A 16317-nucleotide genomic window follows, 5' to 3' on the forward strand; every position below is an offset into this window, starting at 1 on the left:
TCTAACGCACGCTCGGGGCGCGGAAGTGATTGGGTTCCGCGTCGTCCGGGACCGCGTCCGCCGGAGTGAAAGGCTCGACGAGAGTCCGCAATTCGATGAGGTGCCGGGCGTGCGCGTCCAGTGCGCGGTCCTCCTCGGAGACCGCCGTCCACTCGCGCACCGGCCGCGCCTTGCCGTTCTCGTCGAGGGCGACGACCACCGCCAATCCGTGGGCGGCGAGCTCGGGCTCGTCGGAATGCGCCTCGGTGGAGGTCACGTGCACGCTCATGTGCATACTGCGCGGGCCCGTGTGGATGAGGCGCGCGGTGATCTCGACGGCGTGGCCGATGAGAATCGGGCGGTAGAAACGGATTCCGCCGAAATAGGACGTGATGACGTGCCGCCCGGCCCAATCCGCGCCGCAGACGCAGGCGGCCTCGTCGATCCATCCCATGGTGCGGCCGCCGTGCACCTTGCCGCCCCAATTGATATCCGACGGCGCGGCCAGGAAACGCAGGGTCGCGCTCGGTGCGGTGCCCGCGGCTGTGTAGTGCTGGGCGGCCATCGCCTCTTCGATGCGTTTGCGCACCGCGATCCGGGCGTGCGCCTGCCCGTGCCGTTCCCGCTCCAGGGTTGTGACCGGTTGCCATTGCGGGACTTCGACGGGGCGTTTGTCGTCATCGATCGCGACGAAGATCGTCAGGCACTGAGCGGATTGCACCGGCTTCACCCGCGTGGGATCGGTCGAATAGACGGTGACGAGGATGTGCATGCTGGTTCGTCCGGTGTGGACGAGGCTTGCGTGCAGTTCGACCAGTTCGCCGACGGCGATCGGACGGTCCAAATGGATATTTCCGACATAGGCGGTGACGCAATAGGTTCCGCTCCACTGGGCGGCCGCGGCGTAGGCGACCTTGTCGACCCATTCGAGAAGTTTGCCGCCGTCGACGGATCCGACGACACCGGCGTCGGCGGGTTTGACGAGAAAGCGGTGAATCGCTTCGGAGCGGCGGCCGGCCGAGGCCGGGCTCGGGACGGTGAGTTGAGGTGTCGAGGGCAAGGTTTCACAATCCGTTCGAGCAGAGTATTGGGGCTCCGACACCGTTGTCGCCAGCGACCATAGACAACCGGAAGTAGTACGGGCGAGTAGGCCTTCCCGGTGCCGGTGACCGCTTTGTGCCGAATCTCTCCCTCGCCGAAAGTGATTCGTTCGGTGTTTTGCCGAGCGATCGCCGGATGTCATGGAGAATCGGTGCGGTGACTTCGCCCCTGGATCGGATCCGGAAACTCGTCCCGCCTCCCTCGCCAGCTCCGGATACGGATTGGCGCACCGTGGAGCGTGCGCTGGGGTTCCCGTTGCCCACGGATTACAAGGAGTTCATCGATACCTACGGGAGCAGCCGCTGGGAGGACTACCTCCACGTCATGGCTCCGGGCTGCCCCAACGACCGCTACGACCTCTTCGCCTGGAAGGACTGGCAGACCGAGGCGATGGAGGACCTGTGGGCGGTCGAGCCGAGGCCGGCCGAATTGCAGGAGGCGGGCACCCGCATCGTTCCCTGGGCGACCACCGACAACGGCGAGATGCTCTACTGGCTGATCCGGCCGGGGAAGCGGCCCGAGGAGTGGACCGTCATGATCAACGAGGGCCGCGGGCCACAGTGGGAGCACATCCCCCACTCCTGCACCCAGTTCCTCGCCGCCGCGCTCGCCGGAGACCTGCGCCCGGTTCTGTTGTCGGAGAAGCAGTTTCCCCTCCCGGTGCACAAGGTCGTGCCGGTCAACTGAGGCGTAGCGTCCCTGGCTGAGGTCGCGGCATACTGGAAGGTCCTTTTGTCGTCGGCCTCAGCATGGGAAGACAATGATCGATCCGTCCTACGGTGGCCCTGTTGTCGTACACCTACCCGGAAGAAGCGCCCGAATCGGCTACTACGACGATGACGAATACGTCGACGGCCGCGATCAGGCCGTCATCTACTATTGTGAGCCCGGGCTCATGCACGCGACGATGTTCAAGTTCGTAGACTACGAGCACGTCTTTCCGATCGACACGGATTCGCTGTTGACTCGGCGCCAAGCGATTTCTCGAATCCTCGGTAGAGCCGCCCGTGAGGGCGAATGGAACCATAGACGCCGGTACGAGCTGACACTGGAGTATTCGTACATCAACTCACAGCTGGTCAATCGGATGGCCAACGCACGACTCAACGAGGGCAAGCCAGGCGGCAGACAGATATTCATCTCGCACTCCTCCCTCGACAAGGACCTCGCGCTCTGGCTGTCAGTCGATCTCGCGAACCAAGGACACCGGCCGTGGCTCGACGAATGGGAGATACGAGCCGGAGAGTCCATCCCCCTGAAGATCTCGGAAGGGATCGATCACTGCGACTATCTAGTCCTCATGCTCAGCCCGAACTCCGTGAAATCCGGATGGGTGGAGCGGGAGTGGTCCGCCAAGTACTGGACCGAGGTGGAAAACGGGGCCGTCGCAGTCGTTCCCGCGCTCCTGAAGGACTGCGAGATCCCCACGCTGCTCAGAACGAAGAAGTACGCCGATTTCAGGAGTGCGTACCGCAGCGGGCTGGAGCAGATCCTGGACGCGATTCGCTGAGAAAGCCCGAAGGGCCACTGCTGGGGACAGCAGCGGCCCTTCGAATATCGCTGAGACTCAGGCGGTCTCGGTGATGGGGCGGTCGACCCAGCTCATCAGGCCGCGGAGCTTGGCGCCGGTGACCTCGATGGGGTGCTCGGCGTTCTGCTTGCGCAGGGACTCGAGTTCCTTGTTGCCGCCTTCGACGTTGGCGACGAGGCGCTTGACGAAGGTGCCGTCCTGGATGTCCTTCAGGATGTCGCGCATGCGCTGCTTGGTGTCGGCGTCGATGACGCGCGGGCCCGACAGGTAGCCGCCGAATTCGGCGGTGTCGGAGACCGAGTAGTTCATGCGGGCGATGCCGCCCTCGTACATGAGGTCCACGATCAGCTTCAGCTCGTGCAGCACCTCGAAGTAGGCCATCTCCGGCGCGTAGCCGGCCTCGACCATGACCTCGAAACCGGTCTTGACCAGTTCCTCGGTGCCGCCGCAGAGCACGGCCTGCTCGCCGAAGAGGTCGGTCTCGGTCTCTTCCTTGAAGGTGGTCTTGATGACGCCGGCGCGGGTGCCGCCGATGCCCTTGGCCCAGGACAGAGCCAGGGCCTGGCCCTCGCCCTTCGGGTCCTGGTCGATGGCGATCAGGGCCGGAACGCCCTTGCCGTCGATGAACTGGCGGCGGACCAGGTGGCCCGGGCCCTTCGGGGCGACCATGCCGACCGTGACGTTGCCCGGCGCCTTGATCAGGCCGAAGTGGATGTTCAGGCCGTGGCCGAAGAACAGCGCGTCGCCGTCCTTCAGGTTCGGCTCGATCTCCTCCTTGAAGATCGACGCCTGCGCGGTGTCGGGGGCGAGCACCATGATGACGTCGGCCCACTCCGAGACCTCGGCGGGGGTGCCGACGGTGAGACCCGCCTCCTCGGCCTTCTCCCGCGACTTCGAACCCTCCTTGAGGCCGATACGCACGTCGACACCCGAGTCGCGCAGGCTCAGCGAGTGCGCGTGACCCTGGGAGCCGTAGCCGATGACGGCGACCTTGCGACCCTGGATGATCGACAGGTCGGCATCGTCGTCATAGAACATCTCGACTGCCAATTTGCTATCCCTTCTCGGATTTCTCTGTATAAGCGTTGTGGTTCCCGGCCAAAAGCGTGCCGGGAAACGAGCCCCGGCGTGCCGGGAAAACATGTTCAGCTCAGCGCGTCGCTGGGAGAACACGTTCGGTTCAGCGCGTCGCCGTGATGGACTTGGGTCCACGTCCGACGGCCACGACGCCGGACTGCACGATCTCCCGGATCCCGTACGGTTCCAGCATTCGGAGCAGTGCGTCGAGCTTCGACCGGGTGCCGGTCGCCTCGATGGTGAGCGCGTCGGGCGACACGTCGATGACCTTAGCCCGGAACAGGTTCACCGATTCGATCACCTGGGTGCGCACGCTCGCGTCGGCCCGCACCTTCACCAGGATCAGTTCGCGGGCCACCGAGCTGTCGGCGTCCTGCTCCACGATCTTGATGACGTTGACCAGCTTGTTCAGCTGCTTGGTGACCTGCTCGAGCGGCAGGTCCTCGACCGTCACGACGATGGTCATGCGCGAGATGTCCTTCACCTCGGTGCCGCCGACCGCGAGCGATTCGATATTGAAGCCGCGCCGGGAGAACAGGCTCGCCACGCGGGCCAGCACGCCCGGCTTGTCCTCCACGAGCACGCTCAGGGTGTGGGTTGTACTCACTGTTCGGTCCCCTTCTGGGCCTTTTCGTGGGACATGGCCTCGTGGATCACGGCGGGCTCGGCCACGGCCTCGTCGTCGTCGAACAGCGGACGGATGCCGCGGGCGGCCATGATCTCGTCGTTGGAGGTGCCGGCGGCGACCATCGGCCACACCTGCGCGTCCTTGCCGACGATGAAGTCGATCACCACGGGGCGGTCGTTGATGGACTGCGCCTCGCGGATGGCGGCCTCGACGTCCTCTTCCTTCTCCACCCGGATACCGTGGCAGCCCAGGGCCTCCGCGAGCTTCACGAAGTCGGGGATGCGCAGGGTGTGGGTGCCCAGATCGGTGTTGGAGTAGCGCTGCTCGTAGAACAGGGTCTGCCACTGGCGGACCATGCCGAGGTTGCCGTTGTTGATCAGCGCGACCTTGATCGGCACGCCCTCGACGGCACAGGTGGCCAGCTCCTGGTTGGTCATCTGGAAGCAGCCGTCGCCGTCGACCGCCCAGACCTCCTTCTCGGGCGCGCCCATCTTGGCGCCCATGGCCGCTGGGACGGCGTAGCCCATGGTGCCCAGACCACCGGAATTCAGCCAGGTGCGCGGCTTCTCGTACTTGATGAACTGCGCGGCCCACATCTGGTGCTGGCCCACGCCCGCGACGTACACCGCGTCCGGTCCGGCCAGTTCGCCCAACTTCTCGATGACGAACTCGGGCGACAGCGAACCGTCGCTCGACGGGGTCCAGCCCAGCGGGTACTGCTTGCGGACACCGTCGAGGTAGGTCCACCACTCCGAGAGTTCCAGCAGCGGCGCACCTTTGGCAGCGGGATCGGACTTCAAGGTTTCTATCAGCTCCGCGATGACCTCGCGGCAGTCGCCCACGATCGGCACGTCGGCGTGCCGGTTCTTGCCGATCTCGGCGGGATCGATATCGGCGTGGATGACCCGGGCGTGCGGGGCGAACGAGTCGAGCTGACCGGTGACGCGGTCGTCGAAGCGCGCGCCGAGAGTGATCAGCAGGTCCGACTTCTGCAGCGCCGCAACGGCTCCCACCGTGCCGTGCATACCGGGCATGCCCATGTTCAGCTGGTGGCTGTCGGGGAACGAGCCGCGGGCCATCAGGGTGGTGACCACCGGGATGCCGGTCATCTCGGCCAGTTCCAGCAGCTCCTTGGAGGCGTCCGCCTTGATCACGCCGCCGCCGACGTAGAGCACGGGGGACTTCGACTCCATGATCATGCGGGCGGCCTCGCGCACCTGCTTACCGTGCGGCTTGGTGACCGGACGGTAGCCGGGCAGCCGCATCTCCGGCGGCCAGGTGAAGGTGGTCTGCGCCTGCAGCACATCCTTCGGGATGTCGACGAGCACCGCGCCCGGACGTCCGGTGGAGGCCAGGTGGAATGCCTCGGCGATCATGCGCGGGATGTCGATCGGGTCGTTGACCAGGAAGTTGTGCTTCGTGACCGGCATGGTGATGCCGGAGATGTCGGCCTCCTGGAAACCGTCCGTACCGATGAGCGAGCGCGCGACCTGACCGGTGATGGCCACCAGCGGCACCGAGTCCATCTGGGCGTCGGCGATCGGGGTGACCAGGTTGGTCGCGCCCGGACCGGACGTCGCCATGCAGACGCCGACCTTGCCGGTGGCCTGCGCGTATCCGGTCGCGGCGTGACCCGCGCCCTGCTCGTGCCGGACGAGGACGTGACGCACCTTGGTGGAATCGAACAGCGGATCGTAGACCGGGAGTACCGCACCCCCCGGAATACCGAAGATCGTGTCGACACCGAGCTCCTCGAGGGACCGGACGACCGACTGCGCGCCGGTCACCTTCTCGGGCGGGACCTGGCGGCGGATTCCGGATGCCGCCGGTGTCGGCTGGTTGGCCGAAGGCGCGGGCCTGCGAGCCGAGGGCCCGGGCCGTGCGGTAGGTGCGCTCACCGTCTTTTCCTTACTGCTTGTCGTTCTGGTCACAGAACTTGCCTGAACATAAAAAAGCCCCCGACAGCCGAAGCTGATCGAGGGTGGCGCGTCGCAGCTGCGAGCTTGACGTTGTCAGGCTCAGCGCTGGACGCGCCGGCCGATTACGAGAAGCTCGATTCGATTCACGCGCACGACGGTATGCGCGCGAGAGCCGATGAGTCAAATTCCTTGACATCAGGTGTCCCATTATGTGAGACGGGGCGGTTTCGTCTGTCTGTCTACCGTGATGCGAGGATGGGGGTGTGTCATCGCCACATCAATCCGTGCCACCTGCTCGATCGTCCCACACCGCCGAGGGAGGATCGGATACGGGTCATGTGATCAGAATCCCCCGGCTCGGCCATGTGGGCGTTCTCATGCTGCTGTTCTGTGCGGCGTTCCCCTTCTTCGGGTGGCCGGCGGTGCTGTGGATTCTGTTCGCGATTCCGGCGGTGGTGGCGCTGTGGATCGAGCGGACGCGGACCACGGTGTCCGATAGCGGGCTGGATCTGCGGACGCTCGTCGGGTCGCGGCATCTGGACTGGTCGCAGGTCAAGGGATTGCGCATCCCCAAGCGGGGATTCGTGCGAGCGCACCTGGTCGACGAGTCCGAGATCGCGTTGCCCGCGGTGAGTTACGACCGGCTGCGCCAGCTGGTGGAGTACTCCAGCGGCCGCATCCCCGATCCCTTCGCCCAGCCGGAGACCGATGAGACGGTGCCGGTCCCGACCAGTGAGAAGGCCGAGGGCGAGGACGGCGGAGAGCCCGAAGGCGACACGAAGGCCGAGTAGTAGCCCGGGAACAATCCGAGCACGTCGAGTGCTGACCCTGGTACCGAGACTCTCCCCTCGGGCGAGCCGCCTACCGGCGCATCTGCCCACTTCGCGCGGGAGTACCGTGGAATCGCCGCCGCGACACCCTCGCCACCAGCCCTGGCGATTCCGTACCCGGCACTATGCACGCCTCCCCCGAGCACGGCAGTGCCGACCAGCCGACCGACCGAGGACCGATACAGATGCCACCGCTTCGTTCACGAACCACCACAGCCGGACGCAATGCCGCGGGCGCTCGCGCGCTCTGGCGGGCGACCGGCCTCACCGACTCCGACTTCGGTAAGCCGATCGTCGCCATCGCGAACTCCTACACGCAGTTCGTGCCGGGACACGTGCACCTGAAGGACGTCGGTGAGATCGTGGCCGACGCGGTACGGGCCGCGGGTGGCGTGCCGCGCGAATTCCACACCATCGCGGTGGACGACGGGATCGCCATGGGGCACGGCGGCATGCTGTACTCGCTGCCCAGCCGCGAGATCATCGCCGATTCGGTGGAGTACATGGCCAACGCGCACACCGCCGACGCGCTGGTGTGCATCTCCAACTGCGACAAGATCACCCCGGGCATGCTGAACGCCGCCATGCGGCTCAACATCCCGGCCGTGTTCGTGTCGGGTGGTCCGATGGAGGCCGGGAAGGCCGTGGTCGTCGGCGGTGTCGCGCAGGCGCCCACCGACCTGATCACCGCCATCTCGGCCAGCGCCTCGAGCAATGTCACCGACGACGGCCTGTCCGAGGTCGAGCGCAGCGCGTGCCCGACCTGCGGGTCCTGTTCGGGCATGTTCACCGCGAACTCGATGAACTGCCTCACCGAGGCGCTGGGTCTCGCGCTGCCGGGCAACGGCTCGACCCTGGCCACGCATTCCGCGCGCCGGGCGCTGTTCGAGCGGGCCGGAGCCACCATCGTCGATATCGCCACCCGCTACTACCGCGACGACGACGAGTCGGTGCTGCCGCGAAATATCGCGAACGAGAAGGCTTTCCGCAACGCGATGGCGCTGGACGTGGCGATGGGCGGCTCCACCAACACGGTGCTGCACACGCTCGCCGCCGCGCAGGAGGGCGAGATCGACTTCACCCTCGACACCATCGACGAGATCTCGCGCCGCGTGCCGTGCCTGTCGAAGGTCTCGCCCAACTCCGACTATCACATGGAGGACGTGCACCGCGCCGGCGGCATCCCCGCGATCCTCGGCGAGCTGCGCCGCGCGGGGCTGCTGGAGACCGAGGTCAGCACCGTGCACACTCCGACCATCGACGAGTGGCTGGACACGTGGGACATCCGCTCCGGCAAGGCTTCCGAAGAGGCCCTGGAGCTGTTCCACGCCGCGCCGGGCGGGGTGCGCACCACCACGCCGTTCTCCACCGACAACCGGTGGTCGTCGCTGGACACCGACGCCGCGGGCGGATGCATCCGCGACCTCGAGCACGCGTACACGGTCGAGGGCGGCCTGTGCGTGCTGCGCGGCAATATCGCTCCGGACGGCGCGATCCTCAAGACCGCGGGTATCGATGAGGACCTGTTCACCTTCGAGGGTCCGGCCGTGGTGGTCGAGTCCCAGGAGGCGGCGGTGTCGGCCATCCTCGGCAAGGAGATCAAGCCGGGCGATGTGGTCGTGGTCCGCTACGAGGGTCCCTCCGGCGGGCCGGGCATGCAGGAGATGCTGCACCCGACCTCGTTCCTGAAGGGTCTGGGCCTGGGTAAGCAGTGCGCGCTGATCACCGACGGCCGCTTCTCCGGCGGCACCTCCGGCCTGTCGATCGGCCACATCTCCCCCGAGGCCGCCTCGGGTGGCACCATCGGCCTGATCGAGAACGGCGACCGCATCCGCGTCGACGTGCACACCCGCGCCCTCGAATTGCTGGTTCCCGACGAGGTTCTCGCCGAGCGGCGCGCGAAAATGGAAGCGTCCGAACGGCCTTGGCAGCCCGTCGGCCGCGACCGCCCCGTCACCACCGCCCTGCGCGCCTACGCCGCCCTGGCCACCTCGGCCGACAAGGGCGCCGTCCGCCGGGTGCCGTAAGCAGTTTCCGAGACGCGAAAGCCGGGACCTCGCAAGGGGTCCCGGCTTTCTGTGTCCCACGCACGTCCTAGGCAGACCGCCTCTCGTTTTCCGGCGTGCTTTTGGCCGGAATCTCCAGATGGATTCCGGCCAAAAGCACGCCGGAAAATGGTGAGGGGCGCGTGCTGGATGGTGCGTGGCGGTCGGTCTAGTCGATGGTGCCGACGAAGGGGTTGCCGCCGTGGAGGACCAGCCAGCCTCCGATGGCGGCGGCGATGGCGAGGATCAGGACCACGAAGGAGCCCCAGGCGGGGCGGGTGGCCCAGCCGCGGTTGCGGTCGAAGGACAGGCGGCCGGGGCCGGTGAGGATGATGGTCGCGGCGAGGCCCGCGAGGATCGCCTCCAATTCCGTGGTCTTGTACTGGAATCCGGGGGCCATGCCCTGTTTCCAGAGCCAGGCGTCGATGATCGAGGCCAGGACGGCGCCTGCGGCCAGCGGGGTGGCGAGGCCCAGGACGAGCAGTGCGCCGCCGCCCACCTCGGAGACCACGAGCATGGCCGTCGACAGGTCGATGTGCTTCCAGCCGCCCTGCTCCAGCATATGTTTGGTGCCGTCGAGGCCCGGGCCGTGGAACCAGCCCGCCAGCTTCTGCGTGCCGTGGTAGAGGAAGGTGACGCCGACGATCCAGCGCAGGGCGAGCAGGCCGAGATCCAGTGTGCCCCGCCGCGTGTCCCGGCGGCGGAGGCGTCCGGTCTCGGCGGTGGCCGGTGCGGGCGGGATGGTGGCGAAGGCGTAGGTCGAACTGTCCGCGTCGGCGGACGCCGCCGGTGCGCTCTGCTCCGTCGCGCCGGCGGCCGGAACCTCCGGATCCAAGCCGAGATCGTCGTCGGTGCGCGGCACATCCTTGCCCGTCGCCGGCTGGACCGGCGGAAACTCACCCGTGGGATTGTCGTAGGGACTGCTGGCCGTCGGACCGGTTGCCGCGGCCCCCAATGCGTCGGGGCCGGCCTTCGCGGGCGGCTCGTTCGACTCCGGTGTCTGATTCGGCTTGTCCGTCACGGGGTCAGAGTATGACGGGTCGGGGGTCCGAGCGCTGTGCGACAGCGGCGTGTCCCGACGCACCCGCCGCCGCGCGCCAACCCCCGTGTGAGCGCATCCGGCGGTATTTCCGTAACGTCTGGGCCATGAGTGTGGTTGTCGCCGGCCTGAGCGGTCAGGGCCCGGAGGAGGCAGCCTGCGTAACCACGCAGGGCCCCCGTCCAGGCCGCATCAGATACAGCCGTGTCGCGCTGAGCCTGGCCGTCACCGCCGGACTGCTGGCCGGCTGTGCGCGGTTCGACGAATCCGCGTCCGATCCGTTCACCCCCGCGCCGACCGTCCGGCCGGAGGGGATCGAGCCGACCACTCCGCAGCCGCCCAGTAAGCAGAAGCGGCCGCCCGGCCCGTGCGAGGACGGCGATCCGGCCGTCGTCGCCGGGTGCGTGAACGAGTCCACGGGTGTCATCGGCATGCCGGACGGGGTGAACGGTATCGTCGCCGAGCGCTCGACCGGCAAGGTCTTCCTCATCGATACCCAGGATCCCGGCCCGTGGCCGTACTACCTGAAGCAGATCGCGCAGGTGGATGTGGACGCCGCGGGCGACGGCGGGCTGCTCGACATCACCCTGTCCCCCACCTATGCGCAGGACCGGCTGCTCTACGCCTACATCACCACCGGCAGCGACAACCGTGTGGTCCGCATCGGCGCCGACGGGGTCGCCAAGCCGATCCTCACCGGAATTCCCAAGAGCGACAGCGGAAATCACGGCTCGATCGAATTCGTCGCGGCGGACAAGATGCTGGTGCTGACCGGTGACGCGGGTAATCCGGGGGCGGCCGCCGATCAGGGATCCCTCGCCGGCAAGCTGCTGCGGATCACCAATCCGATCCCCGGCAGCAACTCGCCCGACGTGCTGGCGTCCGGAATCGGGACCGCCGGCGGCATCTGCCCGGATGCCGACGGCGAGATCTGGTTCACCGACCGCACCGCCGTCGCCGACCGGTTGCAGCGGCTGTCCCCGAACGGCGCGGTGACCACGGCCTGGAACTGGCAGGACCATCCCGGCGCGGCCGGCTGCGTGGCGGGCGACGACTTCGTCGCCGTCGCCATGTCCGACGCGAAGGCCATGGCCATGGCCAAGGTGGAGAAGGACACCCACGCCATCACCACCGCCCCCGCCCTGATGTATCAGGACAAGTGGGGCCGTCTCAACGACCTCGCCCCCGGCGCCAACGGCCTCATCTGGGCCAGCACCGCCAACAAGGTCGGCGGCCAGCCCACCCCCAACGACGATCGGGTAGTTGTGATCGCGCCGCAGGGTGGGGCGGGCGGCGGTCCGGACTAGGTCGGCGGGCCAGGCCGTCGAAGCCTGATGGCCCGGGGGTGCTAGGGGTTGTCAGGCCGCGCCGCAGGCGGCGAGGACCAACTCTCGGACTCGGGCGGCGTCGGCTTGGCCTCGGGTGGCCTTCATGACGTCGCCGACGATCTTGCCGGCGGCCTGGACCTTGCCGGAGCGGATCTTGTCGGCGATGTCGGGGTTGGCGGCGAGGGCCTTGTCGACCTCGGTCTGGAGGGCCGAGTCGTCGGAGACCATGCCGAGGCCCTTGGACTCGACGATCTGGCCCGGGTCGCCCTCGCCCGCGAGGACGAAGTCGACCACCTGGCGGGCGACCTTGCTGTTGATGGTCTTGGCGTCGACCAGGGCGACGATCTCGGCGACCTGCTTCGGGGTGATCGGCAGCTCTTCGAGGGTGACGTTGCGGTCCTTCGCCTTCTCGGTCAGCGAGTTCACCCACCAGGCGCGGGCGGCGTCGACCGAGGTGCCCGCGTCGACGGTGGCGATGATCAGGTCGAGGGCGCCCGCGTTGATCAGGTCGCGGAAGACCTCGTCGGACAGGCCCCAGTCGGCCTGGATGCGGGCGCGGCGCAGCCACGGGTACTCGGGGATGGTGCCGCGCAGTTCCTCGACCCAGGCGGCGTCGGGGGCGACGGGCTCCAGATCCGGCTCGGGGAAGTAGCGGTAGTCCTCGGCGGTCTCCTTGGGGCGGCCGGGCGAGGTGCTGCCGTCGGTCTCGTGGAAGTGGCGGGTCTCCATGGTGATGGTGCCGCCCGAGGCGAGCACGGCGGCCTGGCGGCGCATCTCGTAGCGCACCGCGACCTCGACGCTCCGCAGCGAGTTGACGTTCTTGGTCTCGGTGCGGGTGCCGAATTCCTTGGCGCCCTTGGGCATCAGCGAGACGTTGGCGTCGCAGCGCAGCGAGCCCTGCTCCATCTTCACGTCGGAGACGTCGAGCGACTTCAGCACCTCGCGCAGCGCGGTGACGTAGGCGCGGGCCACCTCGGGCGCGCGGTCGCCGGCACCGGTGACGGGTTTAGTGACGATCTCGATCAGCGGCACCCCGGCGCGGTTGTAGTCCAGCAGCGAGTGGCTCGCGCCGTGGATGCGGCCGGTGGCGCCGCCCACGTGCACCGACTTGCCGGTGTCCTCCTCCATGTGGGCGCGCTCGATCTCGACGCGGAAGGTGGTGCCGTCGTCGAGGGGCACGTCCAGGTGGCCGTCGGTGGCGATCGGCTCGTCGTACTGGCTGATCTGGTAGTTCTTCGGCTGGTCCGGGTAGAAGTAGTTCTTCCGGGCGAACCGGCCCCACGGGGTGATCGAGCAGTTGAGCGCCAGGCCGATGCGGATGGCCGCCTCGACGGCCTTCTGGTTCACCACGGGCAGCGAACCGGGCAGGCCCAGGCACACCGGGCACACCTGCGTATTCGGCTCGGCGCCGAACGTGGTCGGGCACCCGCAGAACATCTTCGTCGCGGTGCCCAGCTCGACGTGAACCTCCATGCCCAGCACCGGCTCGTACCGGTCCACGACGTCGGCATAGTCCATCAAGTCCACCGTGGGTGCAGTCATGCTCATCAGTCTATGGGGAGACCCTCACCCGCCCGAGCCGGGTGAGGGTTCCCCTCCACTCCCGATCAATCGGTGGCGATGGCCTCGATGATCGGCATTCTGGCGGCCCGGAAGGCCGGTGGAATCGAACCCAGCAGCGCCAGGAACAGGGCGGCGGCACCGTAGACGAGCAGCATAGGGCTCGCCCGGTAGACCACGTCGATGGTCATGGCCTGGGCCATGGCGAGGGTGGCGAGATACTGCACGGCCGCACCCGCGACCAGACCGATGACGGCGCCGGCCAATCCGATGCCCGCGGCCTCGGCCAGGACGGTCCGCAACAGGAAGCGGCGGCTGGTGCCCATCGCGCGCAGCACCCCGAGTTCGCGGCGGCGCTCCAGCACCGACAGCATCAGCGTATTGAGCAGGGCCGCCGTGGAGACCAGCACCACGATCCACAGGATGGACCCCGACAGCGACGTACCTTGTTGCACGCCTTGGGATACCGCGGCCACCGCCTGGTCGCCCGTATCGACGGACAGGTCCGGTCCGGCGACGTCGCGGATCGCGGCCATCGCCGCGGACTTGTCGGTGCCCGGTGCGAAGTCCACGCCCAGAATGGTTTCCCCTGGGCGCTCGTACCACTGCCGCAGGACGCCGATATCCATCAGCACGATGCCGGAGACGGCCGAGAAGTACGGGATGACCTGGAGGACCTTCACCGTGTGGATGCCGGTCGGGGTGGGCATGTCCACCGACGACCCCTCCTGTACGCCCATGGATTTCGCGACGTCGCGCGAGAGCACCACGCCCTCGCCGGACGCCATCTGTTGGCGCACGGTGGCATTCATCTCGCCGATCAGCATGGGGCGCACGCCGTTCTCGTACGCCTGCAGCATCACCCGGTCGCGGCCCAGGGTGGCGAAGGCCATCTGCGCCGCGCCGACATCCGAGACGCCCGGCACCGCGCGGATGCGCTCCTTCAGGTCGGCCGGAAGTAAGGGGCCCGTGGGGAATTCGGCGAGCGAGGAGGGACTCACGTAGGCGTCGCGTTCGGCGAGATCCTGGAACGAGGCGGCCGCCGAGTCGACCAGATTGCGCGACGCGCCGCCCATGGCGACGGTCGCGGTGACGCCGATCATGACGGTGATGGTGGTCGCCCACACGCGCCGCGGTGAGCGCTCGATATTGGTGGCGCCCAGCGCGCCGGGCGCCCCGAACAGCCGCGCGATACCGGCGGTCATGCGGATGATCGGTCCGGTCGCGGCGAAACACAGCAGCACCGCGCCCGAGATGGACAGCGAGATCGAGGCCAGCGACAACCGGCCCAGCTTGGCCTCGGCGATGAACACCGCCGCCACGATCTGCCCGATACTGCCGACCAGGGCGAGCCACCGCAGCCACGGGGGAATCCGGTCGGCCTTCGACACTCCGACCGGGGCCAGCGCCTCGATCGGCTCCACCTTGTAGATCTGCCGGGCCGCGATCGACGCGGCCGCCACGCTGGCCAGGACGCACGCCGCCACCGCGACCGGGATGGCGTACCAGGGCACCATGTACTGGGTGCGGCTCTCGACCGCCGACATCATGGCGGACGGGATCTTATCGATCGCACCGCGCCCGGCGTACATGCCGATCACCGCGCCGATGGCCCCGCCCACCACGCCGAGCAGCGCGGCCTCGGCGATCAGGTCGCGCACCATGGGCCCGCGCCGCCCGCCGATGGCTCGCAGCAGCGACAGCTGCGGACGTCGTTGCGCCACGGCCATACTCATCGCGTTGTAGATGAGGAAGGCCGACACGATGAGGGCCGCGGCGGAGGCCATCGTGGTGGAGAAACGCACCAGCTGGATGGCGCCGCCCGCCTGAGCGGACCGCAGGCTCGGATCGGCCACCACCGCGCGGCCCTCGACGATGCCGGTCAGCGTCGAACGCAGCTGTCCCACATCGGCGCCCGGGGCGGGCACGATCTCGATCGAGTCCAGCATGCCGGTGCGGCCGACGATCTTCTGCGCCACCGGCAGCGGGGCGACCACGATATGGCCCCCGTTGAGGTCCTTCGACGTGGCCTCGTCGATGACGCCCGCCACCGTGACATCGCTCGACCCGAGCCGGAACTTCTCCCCCTCGGTATGACCCAGCGCCGCGCCGACCAGCACGCCATTGGGCACCGTGAGCAGCTTCGCCGCCTGGCCGCCCATCGGGCCGCCCAGATCGCTGCCCAGCGACGCGACGCTGGCATCGGCGCCCACCAGGAGCGTGCGGTCGGCGTAGTTGCCGACCCGGGTGCGCAGCATCGGGACCGCCGCCTCGACGCCCGGCACCGCCCGGACCTGTTGCAGCAGTTGCTGATCGAAGCCGGACTCCGTGACGCCAGTGATCTCCAGGGCCGCCTTGCCGCCCAGCGCGTGGGTCAGCTTGTCCACCGAACCCGTCACCGAGCCGGCGATGCTCAGGACCGCCACCAGCAGGGCCGCGGACACTGCCATCACGGCCATCGACATCAGGGTGCGGCCGCGGTGCACCAGCAACTCCTTGATATTGAACAGCCGCAGCCGATCCCAGGCCGCACGGATCACGCGCGCACCGCCTTCTCGATCTCGGCGGCATCGGCGCGCCCGCGCTCGACCTTGTCGTTCGAGCCGATTCGCCCGTCGCGCAGCGTGATCACTCGGTCGCAGTACTGCACCGCGCCCATGTCGTGGGTGACCATGACCACCGAGTTGCCGGTCGTGGTGATCTCCCCCAGCAGTTCGAGGATGGCCGCACCGGTCTTGGAATCCAGGTTGCCCGTGGGCTCGTCGGCCAGGATCAGCGGCGGGTCCATGATCAGGGCCCGCGCCACCGCCACCCGCTGCATCTGCCCTCCGGACAGCTCGGCCGGACGATGTTCGGCGCGGTCCTCCAGGCCGACGAGGCGCAGCAGCTCCAGGGCTCGTGGCTTGGCCTTGCGTAATCCGGTGCCGTCCAGCAGCTTCGGGATGGCCACGTTCTCCCATGCCGAGAGCGTGGGCAGCAGATTGAAGAACTGGAAGACGAAACCCACGCGGTGGCGGCGGAATTCGGACTGGCGGTTGTCGTCGAGCGAGCCGATCTCCTCGCCCTGGAACATGATCGACCCGGAGCTGGGACTGTCCAGCGCGCCCAGCAGATGCAGCAGGGTGCTCTTACCGGATCCGGAGGGGCCGATGATCGCGGTGAACTCTCCCGCCTCGATCCGCAGGCCGACGCCGTCGAGGGCGCGCACCTGCTGGCCTCCCACCCGGTATTCCTTACTGATGTCGGTCAGTTCCAACACGGCGGTCCCGCCTTCTCTGTC

At 68.0% G+C, this 16317-nt stretch carries 13 protein-coding genes; 5 read left to right on the forward strand and 8 right to left on the reverse strand.

Annotation, left to right across the window (positions count from 1 at the left end; all coding sequences use genetic code 11):
• Window position 1: 1 nt before the first annotated feature.
• Window positions 2–976, reverse strand: a complete 975-nt coding sequence (locus ON41_RS22575; RefSeq protein ID WP_373281359.1) for an acyl-CoA thioesterase — start codon at window positions 974–976, stop codon at window positions 2–4.
• A 260-nt stretch (window positions 977–1236) separates the two neighbouring features.
• On the opposite strand from ON41_RS22575, the gene ON41_RS22580 reads away from it, so the two are divergent.
• Together ON41_RS22580 and ON41_RS39255 are read left to right on the forward strand one after the other, a co-directional pair.
• Window positions 1237–1767, forward strand: a complete 531-nt coding sequence (locus ON41_RS22580) for an SMI1/KNR4 family protein (RefSeq protein WP_051162178.1) — start codon at window positions 1237–1239, stop codon at window positions 1765–1767.
• A 73-nt stretch (window positions 1768–1840) separates the two neighbouring features.
• On the forward strand, window positions 1841–2590 hold the full coding sequence (locus ON41_RS39255; RefSeq protein WP_051162180.1) for a toll/interleukin-1 receptor domain-containing protein: 750 nt from the start codon (window positions 1841–1843) through the stop codon (window positions 2588–2590).
• Window positions 2591–2647: 57 nt separating this feature from the next.
• Here the strand turns inward: ON41_RS39255 and ilvC are convergent, their stop codons facing one another.
• The 3 genes from ilvC to ON41_RS22600 form a co-directional block, all read right to left on the reverse strand.
• Complete coding sequence (gene ilvC / locus ON41_RS22590) at window positions 2648–3649, reverse strand: ketol-acid reductoisomerase (RefSeq protein ID WP_174411351.1); 1002 nt, start codon at window positions 3647–3649, stop codon at window positions 2648–2650.
• Between the two features lie 142 nt (window positions 3650–3791).
• Window positions 3792–4295: an acetolactate synthase small subunit gene (gene ilvN / locus ON41_RS22595; RefSeq protein WP_040749707.1), complete on the reverse strand. Its 504-nt coding sequence runs from the start codon at window positions 4293–4295 to the stop codon at window positions 3792–3794.
• Window positions 4292–6214, reverse strand: a complete 1923-nt coding sequence (locus ON41_RS22600; protein WP_040749708.1) for an acetolactate synthase large subunit — start codon at window positions 6212–6214, stop codon at window positions 4292–4294. Before ON41_RS22600 ends, ilvN begins: the two co-directional genes overlap by 4 nt.
• A gap of 359 nt (window positions 6215–6573) precedes the next feature.
• Here ON41_RS22600 and ON41_RS22605 point away from each other — a divergent pair, with 359 nt between their 5' ends.
• The gene (locus tag ON41_RS22605) at window positions 6574–7026 is read left to right on the forward strand and encodes a PH domain-containing protein (RefSeq protein WP_083905547.1); all 453 of its coding nucleotides are present in this window, start codon (window positions 6574–6576) and stop codon (window positions 7024–7026) included.
• A gap of 224 nt (window positions 7027–7250) precedes the next feature.
• Window positions 7251–9092: a dihydroxy-acid dehydratase gene (gene ilvD, locus ON41_RS22610; RefSeq protein WP_040749709.1), complete on the forward strand. Its 1842-nt coding sequence runs from the start codon at window positions 7251–7253 to the stop codon at window positions 9090–9092.
• Window positions 9093–9279: 187 nt separating this feature from the next.
• Here ilvD and ON41_RS22615 read toward each other — a convergent pair whose 3' ends face one another.
• Window positions 9280–10131 (reverse strand): DoxX family protein, encoded by an 852-nt coding sequence (locus ON41_RS22615; protein WP_040749710.1) that lies wholly within the window; start codon window positions 10129–10131, stop codon window positions 9280–9282.
• A 125-nt stretch (window positions 10132–10256) separates the two neighbouring features.
• Between ON41_RS22615 and ON41_RS22620 the strand changes: the two genes are divergently transcribed.
• Complete coding sequence (locus tag ON41_RS22620) at window positions 10257–11456, forward strand: PQQ-dependent sugar dehydrogenase (RefSeq protein ID WP_083905548.1); 1200 nt, start codon at window positions 10257–10259, stop codon at window positions 11454–11456.
• A gap of 51 nt (window positions 11457–11507) precedes the next feature.
• Here ON41_RS22620 and gatB read toward each other — a convergent pair whose 3' ends face one another.
• From gatB to ON41_RS22635, 3 genes are all read right to left on the reverse strand, one after another.
• A complete protein-coding gene (gene gatB, locus ON41_RS22625) occupies window positions 11508–13019 on the reverse strand; it encodes an Asp-tRNA(Asn)/Glu-tRNA(Gln) amidotransferase subunit GatB (protein WP_040749810.1) in 1512 nt (503 codons plus the stop codon).
• 65 nt (window positions 13020–13084) lie between these two features.
• Complete coding sequence (locus ON41_RS22630) at window positions 13085–15577, reverse strand: FtsX-like permease family protein (RefSeq protein WP_040749711.1); 2493 nt, start codon at window positions 15575–15577, stop codon at window positions 13085–13087.
• Entirely contained in the window at window positions 15574–16296 is a 723-nt protein-coding gene (locus tag ON41_RS22635; RefSeq protein WP_040749712.1) for an ABC transporter ATP-binding protein, read from the reverse strand. Before ON41_RS22635 ends, ON41_RS22630 begins: the two co-directional genes overlap by 4 nt.
• Window positions 16297–16317 lie beyond the last annotated feature (21 nt).

This window comes from Nocardia transvalensis NBRC 15921, from assembly GCF_000308875.1.
GTDB lineage: Bacteria > Actinomycetota > Actinomycetes > Mycobacteriales > Mycobacteriaceae > Nocardia > Nocardia transvalensis.